13 protein-coding genes are annotated in these 16,657 nt (G+C 56.6%); 6 read left to right on the top strand and 7 right to left on the bottom strand.

All coding sequences use genetic code 11. From position 1 onward, the window contains the following. Nucleotides 1–2: 2 nt before the first annotated feature. The 4 genes from VH86_RS02725 to VH86_RS02740 form a co-directional block, all read right to left on the bottom strand. A complete protein-coding gene (locus VH86_RS02725; RefSeq protein ID WP_045831803.1) occupies nucleotides 3–803 on the bottom strand; it encodes a transglutaminase family protein in 801 nt (266 codons plus the stop codon). Next, nucleotides 800–1,729, bottom strand: a complete 930-nt coding sequence (locus VH86_RS02730) for an alpha-E domain-containing protein (RefSeq protein ID WP_038644735.1) — start codon at nucleotides 1,727–1,729, stop codon at nucleotides 800–802. The genes VH86_RS02725 and VH86_RS02730 overlap by 4 nt, the downstream gene beginning before the upstream one ends. Continuing rightward, nucleotides 1,723–3,162, bottom strand: a complete 1,440-nt coding sequence (locus VH86_RS02735) for a circularly permuted type 2 ATP-grasp protein (protein WP_045831804.1) — start codon at nucleotides 3,160–3,162, stop codon at nucleotides 1,723–1,725. Before VH86_RS02735 ends, VH86_RS02730 begins: the two co-directional genes overlap by 7 nt. 125 nt (nucleotides 3,163–3,287) lie before the next feature. Next, a complete protein-coding gene (locus tag VH86_RS02740) occupies nucleotides 3,288–3,902 on the bottom strand; it encodes a cupin domain-containing protein (RefSeq protein ID WP_045831805.1) in 615 nt (204 codons plus the stop codon). 253 nt (nucleotides 3,903–4,155) lie between these two features. Here VH86_RS02740 and VH86_RS02745 point away from each other — a divergent pair, with 253 nt between their 5' ends. After that, nucleotides 4,156–4,638: a YlaC family protein gene (locus VH86_RS02745; RefSeq protein WP_045814780.1), complete on the top strand. Its 483-nt coding sequence runs from the start codon at nucleotides 4,156–4,158 to the stop codon at nucleotides 4,636–4,638. Nucleotides 4,639–4,784: 146 nt separating this feature from the next. Here the strand turns inward: VH86_RS02745 and VH86_RS02750 are convergent, their stop codons facing one another. The 3 genes from VH86_RS02750 to VH86_RS02760 all read right to left on the bottom strand — a co-directional run bounded on the left by VH86_RS02750 (nucleotide 4,785) and on the right by VH86_RS02760 (nucleotide 10,821). Continuing rightward, the gene (locus tag VH86_RS02750; RefSeq protein WP_045831806.1) at nucleotides 4,785–6,200 is read right to left on the bottom strand and encodes a PLP-dependent aminotransferase family protein; all 1,416 of its coding nucleotides are present in this window, start codon (nucleotides 6,198–6,200) and stop codon (nucleotides 4,785–4,787) included. Between the two features lie 267 nt (nucleotides 6,201–6,467). After that, nucleotides 6,468–8,558 (bottom strand): bifunctional diguanylate cyclase/phosphodiesterase, encoded by a 2,091-nt coding sequence (locus VH86_RS02755; protein ID WP_045831807.1) that lies wholly within the window; start codon nucleotides 8,556–8,558, stop codon nucleotides 6,468–6,470. 160 nt (nucleotides 8,559–8,718) lie between these two features. Further along, nucleotides 8,719–10,821, bottom strand: coding sequence for a bifunctional diguanylate cyclase/phosphodiesterase (locus VH86_RS02760; protein WP_045831808.1), 2,103 nt, complete (start codon nucleotides 10,819–10,821; stop codon nucleotides 8,719–8,721). 548 nt (nucleotides 10,822–11,369) lie between these two features. Here VH86_RS02760 and VH86_RS02765 point away from each other — a divergent pair. The 5 genes from VH86_RS02765 to VH86_RS02785 are packed head-to-tail and all read left to right on the top strand — an operon-like array spanning nucleotide 11,370 to nucleotide 16,598. After that, a complete protein-coding gene (locus tag VH86_RS02765; protein WP_045814784.1) occupies nucleotides 11,370–11,939 on the top strand; it encodes a spore coat protein U domain-containing protein in 570 nt (189 codons plus the stop codon). Between the two features lie 28 nt (nucleotides 11,940–11,967). Further along, a complete protein-coding gene (locus VH86_RS02770) occupies nucleotides 11,968–12,477 on the top strand; it encodes a spore coat U domain-containing protein (RefSeq protein WP_369800292.1) in 510 nt (169 codons plus the stop codon). A gap of 25 nt (nucleotides 12,478–12,502) precedes the next feature. Continuing rightward, nucleotides 12,503–13,201, top strand: coding sequence for a molecular chaperone (locus VH86_RS02775; RefSeq protein WP_197080187.1), 699 nt, complete (start codon nucleotides 12,503–12,505; stop codon nucleotides 13,199–13,201). Further along, the gene (locus VH86_RS02780) at nucleotides 13,198–15,636 is read left to right on the top strand and encodes a fimbria/pilus outer membrane usher protein (RefSeq protein WP_197080183.1); all 2,439 of its coding nucleotides are present in this window, start codon (nucleotides 13,198–13,200) and stop codon (nucleotides 15,634–15,636) included. Before VH86_RS02775 ends, VH86_RS02780 begins: the two co-directional genes overlap by 4 nt. Beyond that, the gene (locus tag VH86_RS02785; RefSeq protein WP_045814788.1) at nucleotides 15,633–16,598 is read left to right on the top strand and encodes a spore coat protein U domain-containing protein; all 966 of its coding nucleotides are present in this window, start codon (nucleotides 15,633–15,635) and stop codon (nucleotides 16,596–16,598) included. Before VH86_RS02780 ends, VH86_RS02785 begins: the two co-directional genes overlap by 4 nt. The last annotated feature ends 59 nt before the right edge of the window (nucleotides 16,599–16,657 follow it).

The following is a 16,657-nucleotide window of genomic DNA, read 5'->3' on the forward strand; positions in this document are numbered from 1 at the left end:
TATCACTGCTGCGCATGCACCTGCTGCACCGCGGCCATCGCCAGCATATCCTCACCGCCGCCGCCCAGCCGCATACCGCGCACCGGACAAGCATCGAGATAATCCACACCCACCGCCAGACGTAAATGCTGGCGCGTACTGCGCGTATTGTTGGTGATATCAAAGCTGTGCCAACTGCCATCCAGCCAGGCTTCAACCCAGGCGTGAGTAGCAACGTGTTCGACATTGTCCGTATAAAGATAGCCGCTGACATAGCGCGCCGGGATCCCGAGACTGCGACAACAAGCCAGAAACACATGGCTGTGATCCTGGCAAACGCCGCTGCCCGCCGCAAATACTTTCGCTGCGGTATCACTCACCTGCGTGCTGCCAGGCTGGTACGGCATTTTCAACAGCAGCTCATCCATCAGTTTTTCCAGGCTGGCGAGCGGTTTTTCTGCGTGCCAGTGGCGCTGTGCGAAATCGCGAATCGCCGCATCAGGCAGGGTTAATGGCGTGGCGCGCAGAAACACCAATGGCGAAAGGATCGATTCAGGATCGGGGGCATACTCCCCTTCATCCAGAATTTCCACCACGCCACGCGCGGCAATCTCCAGTTGCTGATGTGGCGTATCCAGCGTCAGCACGTGCAACACGTTGCCATAAGCATCCAGGGTGCGCGTGGCTTCGCACGGTAAATCGAGATCCCATGACAAAATCTGCTGGTGCACCGAGTTTTGCGGCGTCAGGCGCAGATACTGGGTGCTGAGTTTGACCTGATGCTCATAGGCATACCAGGTTTTGTGCTCGATGTTCAGTCTCATTTCGCCTCCAGATAGGTCTGATTGATGCTTTCTGCCAGCGCGTTGGTCTGCGAGAGAAAGTGATTAAGCCAGCTATACAACCCGTCACGCGTCAGACTTTCCCAGGTGCTGAAGCGCATTTCAGCCAACAGCACCGTCACCAGATAGCGTGGACGATCCTCACCGCTGCTGCCGATCTGTTCCAGCTGGTTGGCGATCTCCTCAATGCAGGAGTGCAGCGAACGCGGGCTTTCGTTACGCAGGATCAGCATCTCATTCACCAGATCCGGCATCAGCTGCTGCTTAAAGATGGCGTTATAGGCTTCACGCGCCGACACTGCACGCAGCAAGGTATCGAGGCAGTAATATTCCCGCACCGAATCAGGGTTCTGCTCCAGCAGTTGCTGGTTGACGCTCAACAAGCGCGCGGTGCCGTCGCTGCGCTCCATCAGCGTGCCGATACGGATAAAACACATCGCATCGCCACGCAGCAATGTACCGAACATCGCGCCGCGAAACAGGTGTGAGCGCTCTTTAACCCAGTCAAAAAAGCTGTCAGCGTTGGCGCTGGTGATGCCGCGTCGCCGCATGTTTCGCATCTCAATCCACGTCGAGTTGATGCTCTCCCACACCTCAGACGACAGACTGCCGCGCACCGCGTGCGCATTGTTCCACGCCTCCTGCCAGCAGCTAAAAATGCTGCTGGGGTTACGATCGTCGAGGGCGAAAAAGTTAAACAGCTGCGGCATGGTGAAACGCCCGTTGAGGGTTTCAAACAGCTGGCGCGTGCCGGTGAGGTTGAGCGGCAACAGCAGCTCATCGGTTTGGCTGTTACGCACCGGCATCAGCGAAAGCCGGTTGGTGACATCCAGCACCCGGGCAAGTTGTTCTGCGCGCTCCAGATAGCGCGCCATCCAATAGAGGCCACTGGCCGTGCGGCTTAGCATGATGCGTCATCCTCCAGAACCCAGGTGTCCTTGGTGCCACCGCCCTGCGACGAGTTCACCACCAGCGAACCTTCAGTCAGCGCCACGCGGGTTAAGCCACCCGGTACTAAACGAATATCCGCTCCGCATAAGGCAAAGGGACGCAAATCGATATGACGCGGCGCCAGGCCGTTGTCGATAAAAGTCGGACAGGTGGAGAGCGATAGCGTGTCCTGCGCGATGTAATTTTCCGGGCGTGCTTTCAGCCGTTCGCGGAAATCACTCAATTCTTGCTGGCTGGCCACCGGGCCAATCAACATGCCGTAACCGCCGGCGCCGTGCACCTCTTTCACCACCATTTTACTGAGATTGGCGAGGACGTAAGTTAGATCCTGCGGCTTACGGCACTGCCAGGTCGGCACGTTGTTGAGGATCGGATCTTCATCCAGATAGAAGCGGATCATGTCGGGCACGTAAGGATAGATCGATTTGTCATCGGCCACGCCGGTGCCAATCGCATTGGCCAGCACCACGTTGCCGGATCGATACACCGACAGCAGGCCCGGCACGCCGAGCATTGAATCGGGACGGAACGCCAGCGGATCGAGGAAGGCATCATCAACACGTCGATAGATCACATCGACTTTGCACGGCCCGGCGGTGGTGCGCATCATCACCGCACCGTCTTTAACAAACAGGTCGGCACTTTCCACCAGCTCGACGCCCATCTGCTGCGCCAGGAAACTGTGTTCGAAGTAGGCGCTGTTGAAGCGGCCCGGCGTCAGCACCACCACCACCGGATCGTTGACCGGTGAGCTTTCGCGCAGGGTTTGCAGCAGATGCGAAGGATAGCGTTCTACCGGTGCCACATGCTGCTCGACAAACAACTCGGGATAGAGGCGCATCATCATCTTGCGGTTCTCCAGCATGTAGGAGACGCCAGAAGGCGTGCGCAGATTGTCCTCCAGTACGTAGTACTCACCGTCGTTGTTGCGCACCATATCGACACCGGTGATGTGCGCATAGATGTTGCGGTGCAGATCGACACCTTGCATGCAGGGCTGATATTGATCGTTTACCAGTACCTGCTCGGCAGGCACGATCCCCGCCTTGAGGATGTGTTGTTGATGGTAGATGTCATGCAGGAAGGCATTCAGCGCCTGCACGCGCTGGCGGATGCCGCGATCGAGCATCGCCCATTCACTCGCCGGAATAATACGCGGTACGCTGTCGAACGGGATGAGCCGTTCCGCGCCGCCATCGTCACCATAGACATTGAAGGTGATGCCCACACGATGAAACAACAGTTCCGCTTCTTCGCGCTTACGCGCCACGGCCTCTTTGTCCGCCTGTTGTAACCACTCCCAGTAATGCTGATAGTGCGCACGGTGTTCGCCGTTGCTCAATAACATCTCATCATAGAAGTGTGACGCTATCTGATAGCTTTCTTTCATGATTTACCCGGCGCTTGTCAGAGGACCTGAATCCTCTCCTGCACAAAGTGTGCCAGAGGCTCACGCCCCAAACGGCACACGCGCCCCGATTGCGGAGCAGCGCCGGATAACCCTCAGATTGCACCTTACTGGTGCATCAACTGCTGCGCAATTGGCAGCCAGATATCCGTCATCGCCCCATCGCCCCCCGTGAAAGGATCGCGATGCGGTAAAGGTACGCGCGCGATTTGATCTTTCCCCGCGCGTAAACGAGAAGGTTCATCACGCACGGTTTCCGGGGACATGCCTTCAGGATAGGCGCCAACGGCGAAAAAGTCGTCTGAGGCGAACACCTGTTTATGGCCGACACCGGCGGGGATCAGCACCGCATCGCCCTCGCGCAGCGTCACCATGCGGCCGCTATCACCACCAAACAGCACTTCCGCCCAACCGGACGCCACACCCAGCACTTCATGGGTATTCGGATGGTAATGAGTGTAAGGAAAGATCGGTGCGCGCCACGCGGCCGGCCAGCCGTTGGCAGTGAAGGTTTTTTCAAACCATTCGGCGCTATTGCTTTGCAGCTCTTCATCATAGTCAGGCGCGATGCCCGGCCAGATGATCAGCGGCAGCAGATTGTTAGGCACGCCGCCTGAGGGCTGCGACAGCATCAAATGCTGCGGATTATTGGATGAACCTGCAGAAAAGGTACCGGCGGCGAAAGACATCAGTAACAGCAGGCTGGAAGTGTTGGCAGTCATACTCTTTCTCCGGGAAGCCACGTTGCATAATTGTGGCAAACCCCGATGGCATTGCAATGTGCGCCCGCCGACAAAATTCACATAAAAGAATGATTTACCTTACTAAAGCCAAATTAGTTAGCAACATATTTAACATTTTGTGGGGCCGATAAAACCGCCAGCAAACTGTTATAAAAAAACACTCAGGATCTGTGTCTGATTCGCTTTACTGTTATGTGATTAACTGGCAGGCAGTAACATTTAGAGGTGAACTATGGAAGCGATCAAACAAATCCTGCTCGATGAAATCGCCACGCTGAACCGTGAAGGCCAGCGCGATAATCTGCCACGCTTTAGCTTTTCATTCCTCAAAACCCATCCGGGGCTGTGGGCGATCATGTACCTGTGCTACGCGCTGTGCGTGGCGCTGATCTTCTCCACTGAGATGCTCGGCTGGCCCGCGTTCTGGTTCGCCACCGCCTTTGTATTGGTGATGAGCTTCCTGATGCTGATGGATATCAACCCCAAATACCGCTTTGAGGATATCGACACGCTGGATCTGCGCGTGTGCTACAACGGTGAGTGGTATTACGTGCAGCCTGTGTCTCAGCAGGCGCTGGATAAAATCGTGGAAAATCCCGGCACGCCTGACCGCGTGCGCAGCGGCATCGATCGCCTGATGAAGCAGAAAGGCGAAGTGGATTTTTATGATGTTTATTACCTGACATGGGGAAATAAGCAGGCGGCATCCATCTGATTCATTGCCATTTATTGGAGGTGCGCATTAATGCGCACCCTACAAAATTCTCGCGATTGTGCTGGTTCGCCTAATACGGCAGCGGCATTTATCAGGCCGCTTCTGTATGCCGCGATTAAAGTCAGCCGCATTTATAGCGTCGTCACTTAGGACGACTCCAGCTGAGCAATCAATCTCCCTAACGTCTCCACCGCCGCCTCAGCGCGGGCATCCCACGGCCAGGCGGTGTTGAAGCGGAAGCAGTGGCTGAACCCTTCACTGCCCGAGAACAGCTGGCCGGGGGCGATGCTGATGCCCTCTTTTAGCGCCAGATGATAGAGCTGCGTGGTGTTGATCTGCGGCGGCAGCGCAATCCACAGGAAATAGCCGCCCGGAGTATCGCTGATCTGCGCGTCAGCAGGCAGCACGCGACGTAAAGCCTGCTGCGCCAGCTGCTTACGCTTAGCCAGCGTCTGGCGCAGTTTCTTTAAGTGCGTGTCGTAACTGCGGGTGCTGAGGAAGTCAGCCAATGCCAGCTGCATCGGCGCGCTGGTGGAGAGCGTGCTCATGAGCTGAATACGCTGTACGCGCTGCGCGTAGCGCCCGGCAGCCACCCAACCTACGCGAAATCCCGCCACCAGATTCTTCGAAAAACTGCCGCAGTGCAGCACATTCCCCTCGCGATCAAAGGCTTTGGCGGGCAAAGGCTTGTCGTGGCCGCTGTAGAGATCGCTGTAAACATCATCCTCAATCATCGCGACCTGATAGCGCGCCAGCAAAGACACCAACTGCTGTTTTCGTTCAGCGCTCAGGGTAAAGCCCAGCGGGTTTTGTCGGTTGGTCATCAGCCAGCAGGCTTTGACCGGCCAGCGTTGCAGCGCCTGCTCCAGCTCGTCGAGATCGATGCCCTGCTCGACATCGCTGGCGATAGCAATCGCATTCAGTTTCAGCCGCTCAATCACCTGCAAGGCACCGTAAAACGAAGGATTTTCAATCACCACCCAATCACCGGGTTCAGTCACCGCTTGCAGGCTGAGGTTCAGCGCTTCCATCGCACCGTTGGTGATGACGATATCGTCCGGCGACAAGGTGATGCCCTGCTGGGCATAACGTTGCGCCAGAATTTTACGCAGCGCTTCGTTGCCAGGCGGCAGGTTATTCAGGGCATCGCTGGGTTTCAGATTGTGTGAGACCTTAACCAGCGAGCGCATCAGCTGACGCTGTGGAAAGAGTTCGGGATCGGGAAAGGCAGAGCCAAACGGCATGATGCCAGGGTCACGCGTGGCTTGCAGCACATCAAAAACGAAACTGTTGGTATCCGCCTGCTCGGTTTTGGCAATCGCCTGTGTGGGCAAACGTGGACGGCTTTCGGCGGCACGCGGCGCTACGTAGTATCCGGATTGCGGTTTTGACAGGATCCAGCCCTGGCTTTCCAGCACTTCATAGGCGTGCATCACCGTCATCAGGCTGAGGCCGCTCTGTTCCGCCTGCTGGCGCAACGACGGCAGCTTTTCGCCCGGCGGCCAGATGCGCGCTTCGATCTGCGTCCGAAGCTGATCAACCAACTGCTGATATTTCGCCACCCTGGCTCCGATATGGGAGAAAGAAGCGGCTATTTTCCCTCACCCTGGGCCTGTCCCGCAAGCAAGAGAAAGCATCGTTGGGCAGGGAATTGACGCTGTACTCAGGCTTTACCCCCTATCTCCTGCTGACGGGAGATGGGGGGTTGAGCTGAGAGACTCATACAGGGGAGGGAATCACACTCAGGTACTCACTTTCTGCGCGCGCAGGCGTGCACCTTCCCTGCTTGCAGGAGAGGTTGGCATGGAGGCAATCACTGCCCCCTCGCCTTAGGGTAGCTGCACCAGCTGCTGCTCGTTTTCGACAAAATTCGGCAACTCATGGATGCGTTCCGGCGGCACCGGTTTACCCAGCAGATAACCCTGCAACGTATCGCAACCCAGACCGGTAAGGAACGCTTGCTGATCCTGTGTTTCCACCCCTTCTGCGACCACTTTGAGATCCAGTGACTGCGCCAGTGCCACAATGGCGGAAACGATGGTGGCATCTTCTGATTTCGCCTGCAGCTCATTGACGAACGCTCGGTCGATCTTCAACTCACTGGCGGGCAAACGTTTCAAATAGAGCAGGCTGGAGTAACCCGTACCAAAATCATCGATCGAGGCTTTCACGCCCATATCCGTCAGTTGTGTCAGGATACGCACACTCTCTTCCGGATCACGCATCGCGGTGGTTTCCGTCACTTCCAGCGTCAGCAATTCGGCCGGGATCTGGTGCTTCGCCAGCGCCTGCGTCACGGTTTCCACCAGGTTGCTCTGTTCAAACTGCAGCGCGGAGAGATTCACCGCTACCGACCAGTGTGGATGGCCCTGCAGATGCCAGCTATGCAACTGACGACAGGCTTCGTTGATCACCCAATTGCCGATGTTGATGATCATGCCAGTCTTCTCGGCAATCGGCAGGAATTTGTCCGGTGCCAGCAAACCGCGCGAAGGATGTTCCCACCGCAACAGGGCTTCAAAACCAATAATCGGACCGCTCGGCGCACAATATTTAGGCTGATAGAACAGACGTAACTCTTCGTTATCCAGCGCTTGCCACAGGTCGTTATTCAGCTGCAGCTGCGACTGCGCGAGGGTGTTCATCGATGGCTGGAAGAAGTTGTAGCCATTACGGCCGTTGTTCTTGGTGTGGTACATCGCGGCATCGGCGTTAAACATCAGCTCGCGCTCATCTTTCCCGTCGCCAGGGTAGACCGCGATGCCTATACTCAGAGACACCATCAGTTCATAGCGCGAAATATCGAACGGGCGATCGACCGCTTTCACCAGCGCATCCGCTACGGCAGCGGCATCATTGGGCTCATCGATTTCGATCAGCAGCACAAACTCGTCGCCGCCCATGCGCGCCAGCGTGTGGTGACCTTTCATCTGGCCGATCATACGCTCGGCCACGGCAATCAGCAGGTTGTCACCGACATGGTGACCAAAAGCATCGTTGACCGCTTTGAAGCCATCCAAATCCATAAACATCAGCGCAAACTGCGACTTTTCGCGGTTGGCCTTATTGATGGATTGTTCCAAACGGTCCTCGAGCAAAATACGGTTTGGCAGGCGTGTCAGGTTGTCGTGCAGGGCCAGCTGCGCCAGTTCACGGTTAGCTTCCGCCAGCGAGTGCGCAAGAATAGAGGTGCGCGCTTGCAGTCGCGCATCCAGCATCGAAACCAGCAAGGTGATACCGAGGATCGCCAGCGTCACCACGGTGACCACAATCGCCAGCCAGTTGCTGTTAACGCCCATGTGCGTGGCATGACTCATCATCGGGAAGCTGGCAGCGGCCATACCGGTGTAGTGCATGCCGGCAATCGCGCACCCCATCACCACCGAAGCACCGAGACGCAGCATCGTCACGCGGCCATGTCCTTCGCGCAGGTTAAAGGCGAGCCACAGTGCCGCGCCCGATGCCACCAGCGCAATCACCACCGAAGCGGCAACCCAGCCCCAATTCCAGACGATGCCGGGCGCAAACATCAGCGCGGCCATGCCCATATAGTGCATGGCGACCACGCCGGAACCCAGCACAAAAGCCCCACCCGCTAAACGCCGCCAGGATAAATCATGGGATGAGCACACCAGCCACAAGGCAAAAATCGATGCCAGGATCGCCACCGCCATCGACATCGCCGTCAGCAGCGGATCGTAACTCATCACCATATCCAGGGTCATCGAAAGCATGCCGATGAAATGCATCGCCCAGACGCCCACGCCCATGGCGAATCCACCGCCTAATAACCAAACCAGCGCCACCTTGCCGGTTGAAGAAGCTACGCGGCCCGCCATATCCAGCGCGGTAAACGAAGCCAGCATCGCCACCAGAATGGAAACGATGACGGTAAACGAATCGTACGAAGTCACTAACATAGTGATTTCCCAAGTTAAAGCCGTTGTCATTCAGCTGTGGTGTTATAAAGAAAAAGTCAATTTCATTGGTTTTATTGTGTGATTTATCGGCAGATAACCTGCCGATTTGAGTCTTTGAACGATGAAACCTTCCGATGCGGAAGAAAATAAAAATTGTTTATCAGGCGCTGGTTAAAGGCAGCGGGTGCTCAGCAAACAGCGGCGGTGCATTAAACGCAGCGGTGAATTCACCGATACGCTCCGCTGGTGTCGGCTTGCCGAGCAGATAGCCCTGCAGCGTGTCAAAACCGAGTCCGGTCAGCAAACGCTGCTGCTCCTCAGTTTCCACCCCTTCGGCGACCATGCGCAGATTGAGACTTTGGGCCAGCGTCAGCATCGCGCTCACGACGGTGGCGTCCTCGCTGTCGGCACGCAGGCTGTTAATAAAGGCGCGGTCGATTTTCAGTTCGGTGGCTTCCAGATGTTTCAGATGCAGCAAATTGGCATAACCGATACCGAAGTTATCGATCGCCACTTTCACGCCCAACTGGTGCAATTCAGCAATGCGCTGCTGGCTGAACTGCGGGTCGCGCATCGCGATATTCTCGGTGATCTCCAGCATCAGCGCGCCCTCCGGCAGCTGATAACGCTGCAGTGCATGACGTAAGCTGTCGATAAGATCACGCTGATGGAATTGCAACGCCGAAAGGTTGACGGACACGCTCCAGTCGCGGTGACCTTCATCGTGCCACTGCTTCAACTGGCGGCACGCCTCGTTGATCACCCAATTGCCCAGCGCCACGATTTGCCCGGTTTTCTCCGCGCGCGGCAGGAACATATCTGGCATCAGCAATCCCCGACGTGGATGCTGCCAGCGCAACAACGCTTCGAAGCCCATCAGCACCGTGCCACCCGCGCGGAATTTTGGCTGATAGAACAGGCACATTTCCTGATACTCCAGCGCATTCCACAGATCATTCGCCAGCGCCAGCTGATGCTGCGCCACCGCGCTCATCACCGGTTCAAACAAGCACCAGCCGTTACGGCCACTGTGTTTGGTGTGGTACATGGCGGAATCGGCGTTGAACATCATCTCCTGCTGGCTACGACCGTGCAGTGGGAACACTACGATGCCAATACTGAGTGACACCCGCAGCGAATAACGATCCAGTTCAAACGGTGCATCGATGGCATTGACCAGCTGTTGTGCCAGCGCCGAGGCCTGCAAATCATTGTATTGCGGACACAGCAACACGAACTCATCGCCTCCAAGTCGCGCCAGTAACACGCCTTCGCCCAGTTGTACGCGCAGTCGCTCGGCTACCGCGATGAGCAGACGATCGCCCACATGATGGCCCCAGGTATCGTTGACCGCCTTGAAGCCGTCGAGATCCATAAACATCAGCGCAAAATGTTCATCCTGCAAAGTGGCTTGCTTGATCTGCGCCGTCAGCTGTTGCTCCAGCAGCACGCGGTTGGGCAGCGAGGTGAGATTGTCATGCATCGCCAGCTGGCGCAGTTCGCTGTTGGCGCGTTTGAGCTTGGCGGCCAGACGAGCCGCGCGCAGCTGGGCATCCAGCATGGAAACTAACAGCGTGAGGCCGAGGATGGACAATGTGATAATGGTCACCCACACCGCCAATCCATCTTCACTGATGCCATGATGCTGCTGCATGGTGCTCGGCATACTGTACTCCGCCGCAGCCATGCCGGTGTAGTGCATCCCGGCGATGGCAATGCCCATCACCAGCGCAGCACAAACGCGCATGATCCACACGCTTTCGCCCTGGCGCAGATGAAACGCCAGCCACAGGGCCGCACCTGAGGCGGCATAGGCAATCACCACGGAGAGCGCGACCAGCGGCATGTCCCAGCGAATCGCCGGTTCGATCATCAGGGCATTCATGCCGATGTAATGCATCGCCACGACACCGCTGCCGAGTATCAGTGTGCCACGTACCAGCCGACGTGGAGTTAAATGGCTGCCCTGCACGCCCTGCGCGAAAGCAAAGATGGCAGAGAGGATCGCTACCAGCAGAGAAACCGTGGTGAGGGTAATGTCATAACGCATGGTCATCGGCATCATCATCGCCAGCATGCCAATGAAGTGCATCGCCCAGATGCCAATGCCCATCGCGGTGCCACCGCCAATCAGCCACATTTTCGCCAGGCAGCCGCGTGAAACCGCGACGCGTCCCGCCGTATCCAGTGCGGTAAACGCAGCAATGAAGGCCACGATCAATGAAACCGTGACCAGAACGCTATCCCAGGTAACCAGCAGCATGTGCGCTCCTAAACTCAGCCCGCTGCGGAGCAGGTGCTGTATCGTCAAAAAAGTTCAAAGTGTTCGAGAACATTGATTAAAGGTGAGTCATGACCGCACGCAGTGAGGCAGAGGGAGTAACCGATCCAGATAATTCTGGAAACACCGCGCTATGTTTTTGGTTTTTCATGGTCAGTCGCAGTAAGAAAAATTAATAATATCTGATTAATGCACGAACATAGCATTGAACGGTTAATCGCGGTAGAGGGTTAAATCACTCGCTGTTTAGTTTTTTTAACCGGTTGTCATCCCTTGCGATTACTGCGTTATCGGCGAAAAGTGTGAATTGATTAATGAAAAATCTAAGCGCAACGCTTCCAGTGGTGATTTGCTGATCTATAGTAAAGAAAACTGATATAAATCCTAAACCCACCATCTAAGAATATTCCTAGATGTCGGGCACTTACGCGGTAAAGCCGATCGTGGCTCTTGTTTGACTTCAGATTCGTTACATAAATGAATCACCAGGTGAAAAAGCACTGACCTTGGATAATCAGTAAGGAATGATTATGAAACTCAAGCTTTTTCTTTTGGCGTCCAGCCTGAGCGTCGTGCTCGCCCCTCACGCGGCTTTTGCCGCCACCACAACGGGAACCATTAATGCGACCCTGACCCTGACCACCGGTTGCCTGGTGAATGGTCAGTCTGCCACCACGGGAGTCAACTTCGGTACCCTGAACTTTGGTAGCAGCGCCGCAACCTTTGATACCCTCAACGCCACGTTGGTCGGTGCATCGGGCAACGGTATTTATGTTCGCTGCACCACCGGCCAGACTTTCAACGTGCAGGTCACCAGCAGTAATGCTGCACCGGCGACCATTTACGGCACCGTTAGCGGCCAGCCGCGCTATCTGATCCTCGGTTCCAATAACACCCAAGGCATTGCCTATACCCTGTATAGCGATGCGGCATTCACCACCGCCATCGCCAATAACACCAACATTGCCGCCAGCGGCACCACGGACCCGACCTTAGGCACCAACTACGCCATTTACGGTCGTGTCGTGGGGGGCGGGTTTAACCCACTGATCCCGGCAGGGACTTATACCGACACCATTAACGTTGCGGTGAACTACTGAGGTCAGTTGTGGGGTAATCAGGGTGGCCGTGGTGCAGCGTTGGGCGCACAGTGCAGGCGGCGTTGCCCTGCTGATAGGGAGTGTCTCTGCCTGGGGGTTGCCAACCGCAACCTTCCAGGTCTCTGCATCAGTAGTGGCAGGCTGTGTGGTCTCCGGTACCAATACCGGGGTCTTTGGCACGCTTAATTTCGGTACGCAATCGGGTGTGTCCTCCAGCATCGTGAGCGCCAGCTATGTGCAAAGCACCACCATCATCCTTGCCTGCACGCCAGGCACCGCCGTTAGCATGAGTATCAATGGCGGCTCCAATTACTCCACGACCCGCAATCTCAAGGTCTCGGGCAACACCAATACTGTGCCCTATTCCCTTTACACCAACGCGGCACACACCTCGGCTATCCCAGTGAATAGCGCCGTGGCACTGAGTTACAGCAACGCCAATAACATTACTTTGCCTATTTATGGCCTGTTAACGCTGCCCGGCCCTACGCGCGCCGGCACTTATACCGACACCTTAACCGTTACGCTTAGTTGGTGACGGCAGTGATAAATAAGGATGAATAATCATGAACCTGCGCGCCCTGTTACTGTTGTTTATCATGGCACTAATGCCTGCTGCCCATGCCGCCAATTCGCTGATGATTTGGCCCATCGATCCCGCCATCAATCCCGATGATAAAGCCAGTGAGCTGTGGCTGGAAAACCGTGGGAATGTCACCACCATGATGCAGGTGCGCATCTTTAGCTGGCTGCAAGTGGGCGGCCAGGAGCAGTATCAAACCCAACAGCAAGTGGTCGCCAGTCCACCGATGGTGCGCCTCGAACCGGGTCAGAAACAGCTGGTGCGACTCATTAAGCAAGGCGCGCCGGAAGCGGGACGCGAAATGTCCTACCGCGTGGTGCTGGATGAAATCCCTACGCCACGCACACCCGGCGAAAATCAGGCGGGATTGACCTTCCAGATGCGCTATTCGGTACCGCTGTTTGTTTATGGTAACGGCATTACCAGCGACAGTGCGAAGCCGCAACTCAGCTGGCAACAGGTGGACAGTGGTGGCAAGCGCTGGTTGGAGCTCACCAACCATGGCAACGGCCATGCGCGGCTGAGTAACGTCACCATTGGGGGTCGCCGCCTGGGCAATGGTCTGTTTGGCTACGTACTGGCAAACAGCAGCAATCGCTGGCCATTAACCAGCAGCGTGAGCGGAGAGTTGTCAGCGGAGGTGAATAAAGGGCACTGGAGCAGCGCGGCCGCGCGTTGATGACGTTTTCGCTGCATCCCTGCACGCTGGCAGTGACTAGCGTGCTATGCCTGTTACCTCAAATTAGTAGCGCGGAGACCTTTTCCGAGCTACCACCGCCCCCTGCGCTGGAGAACAACGCCAGCGGTCAGCAGTACATGCTGGAGCTGGTGGTGAATCAGAACGCTCGCGGCGATATCGTGCCGGTGGAGCGTAAAAACGGGGACTTTTGGCTGCGCAGTGGCGATTTACAGCGTGCCGGTATTCCTGCGGAGAAACTTCAGGGCGAGCAAATCGATGTGAATCAACTGGCGGAGGTGAAAGCCGAATATGACGAGCGCCGTCAGCGCCTGTTGCTCACCGTTCCGCCCGCCTGGCTTCCCGGCCAGGTGATCGGTAAAGATCAGCGCGGCCCACGCTATCCGGGGCGCGCCAGTAACGGTGCGCTGCTCAATTATGACTTTTACGCCACCCGTACCGATAATGCCGGTTCCCGCCTGTCGAGCTGGAATGAGCTGCGCGTGTTTGGCCCCAGCGGGCAGTTCTCCACCAATGGCGTCTACACCCAACAACTTGAAGGCGGCGTAAGCGGTCAGCAAGAGGGATATATTCGCTACGACACCTGGTTTAGCCATGAAGATGAGAACGATGCGATCAGCTGGCGTGCCGGAGACCTGGTGACCGATGCGCTGAGCTGGAGTAACAGCGTGCGTCTGGGTGGCGTGCAGATTGCGCGTGATTTCAGCGTGCGACCGGATTTGGTCACTTACCCTCTCCCGGCGTTTTCCGGCCAGGCCGCGGTGCCCTCTTCCGTCGATCTGTTTATTAACGGCTATCGCAGTACGCAAGCCAATGTGCAGCCGGGTCCGTGGTCGCTGACCAATGTGCCGTTCGTCAATGGCGCGGGCGATGCGGTGATCACCACCACCAATGCCGTGGGGCGTCAGGTCACCACCACGCTGCCGTTTTATGTCTCCAGCAGCCTGCTGCGACAGGGTTTGTCGGATTACTCCTTCTCTGCCGGTGCCCTGCGTGAAAACTACGGACTGGAAAACTTTGACTATGGCGCAGCGGCAGCCAGCGGATCTTATCGTTACGGGTTAACCGACTGGCTGACGCTGGAGAGCCATGCGGAAGGCAGCGACAACGTGGCCACCGGCGGCGCAGGAGGCTTAGTGAAGCTCGGCAGTTGGGGGGTGGTGAATGGTGCCCTGGCACAAAGCCAGATGGAGGGAAAACCCGGCACGCAATACAGCTGGGGTTATCAATATAACAACAGCTGGTTCAGCCTCGGCACGCAGCATATTTTACGCACTGCAGATTACGGCAATCTGGCGCTGGTCGGCAGCCGGGGCGACAGCGCTAACACCAGCTATTCACTGGCGCGACGCAGTGCACAATACACCGCCAGCGTGTCACTTAATCAATATGGCAGTCTGGGTCTGGCCTATTTTGATATTGCCGGAGGATCGGGCGATCGCACCCGTTTATGGAACCTGTCCTGGAGTAAAAACCTGTGGGGTAACAGTAGCCTGTATATTTCCGCCAGCCGCGATCAGGAACAGGGCGATTGGAGCGGTGCTATCTCTCTGGTGATCCCGTTCGGCGAACAGAGCAGCGCTTCGGTGAGCTACGAGCGCGATCAGCAGGGCAACAACAATCAGCGTCTCTATGTGTCACGCGCCATGCCGACGGATGGTGGCTTTGCGTACGATGCGGCCTGGGCCAATCAGGGCAGCGACAGCGGTAATTATCGTCAGGCGAGCCTGCGCTATCGCAATAACAAAATTGACACCTCCGCCGGATTCTACGGCGATAACGATAACACCACGCAGTGGGCCGATTTCACCGGTTCGCTGGTGCTGATGGATAACCGCGTGTTTGCCGCCAACGATATCAATGATGCGTTTGTGGTGGTGAAAACCGACTACCCCGATGTCACGGTGCGCTATGAAAACCAGGCAATGGGACGCACCGATCATCAGGGCTATTTGCTGGTGCCCTCGATCAGCAGTTACTACGGCGCGAAATATGACATCGATACCCTGGATTTACCGGCTGACCGCACCGCGCCAAAGGTGGAACAGCGTTTTGCAGTGAAACGGAAAAGTGGTTACCTGCTGAACTTCCCGGTGGAGCGCCTGCGCGCCGCCAGCGTGGTGCTGCATGATAAACAGGGGCAACCGTTGCCAATCTCCAGCCAGGTGTTGCGCCCGAATCAGGGTACGGAATATATCGGATGGGATGGCATTGTCTGGATGGAGAACCTGAGCGCTGAAAACCCAATTCATGTCGTGACGCCTGATGGGCGCAGTTGTGATACCACGCTGACCATTGCAGACGGCCAGCCAAAAGCGCTGGAAACCTACGGTCCGCTGACGTGCGATCTGCCACCGCCGGCACCGGGTTCGGCGGTCAGCACGGCCAATAATTCACAGTCAGGAATTTCACCATGAGAAAGATTTTTTTGCTGCTGGCGCTGTTTATCTTGCCGGGCACCAGCTATGCGCTTTGTAGTTTATCGGCTCCAGCGGCGACCTTCGGCTCCGTGACCACCTTCGCGGTTGGCTCTACCGTGCAGAACACTTCCAGCACCACCAACGTCAACTGTGGTTCCGGCACGCTTTCGCTGTTGGGCACCGATAACGTCACTTACGCCTTCACCACTGCGACCTATCTCAGCGGCACACGCGCGGTGTTGAAAAGTTCGAGCACCGGCACCGACAGCATTCCGATTCAGATGTGCATCGACAGCGCCTGCGCCACAGAGTTGCAGCAGGGCGGCAGCTATCGCTGGAGCTCGGCCTTGCTACTCGCGCTAGGGAACAGCCTTAACTTTAATATTCCGCTCTACTTCCGCACCCTGACGGGGCAAGTGATTGCAGCCGGCACTTACACCACGACGATAACCATAACGGTGAGTTATACGGTATGTGCCGGGTTGAACGTTGCAGGTGCGTGCGTAGGTACGGTGCAAACCAGTACCGGCACCGCGATGCCGATTACCGTTAACCTGATAGTGACGAATGACTGCACCACCATCACCGCCCCTAACGTGAGTTTTGGCAGCGCGCCGCTGGTGGGGAGTTTCTCCACGGTGCAGCAGACCATTAACGTGGTGTGTTCAAAAGGCAGCACCTTCACTGTGGGGTTGAGCAATGGCAGTTACTACAGCGGCACCACGCGCCAGATGGCGAGCGGCACCAACCGACTGGCGTACGACATCTACAAGGGCACCACCACCACAACACGCTGGGGACCGACCGGCACCGACCGCTGGAGCAGCGCCAGTGCCACCTCTCTGAACGCGGATCTGGTGACGCGCAACTTCACCTATACCGCGCAGATTCTGACGACGCAGAATACGCCAGCGGCGGGGAGTTACACGGACAGCGTGGTGGTGGACCTGTCGTTTTAGGCAGGACATTGGCGACGATCTAGTCTGTTGATAAGGGCCCGATGAATGAGTCCCCCTAC

It is taken from the genome of Pantoea sp. BL1 (assembly GCF_000963985.1).
Classification (GTDB): Bacteria; Pseudomonadota; Gammaproteobacteria; order Enterobacterales; family Enterobacteriaceae; genus Pantoea; species Pantoea rwandensis_B.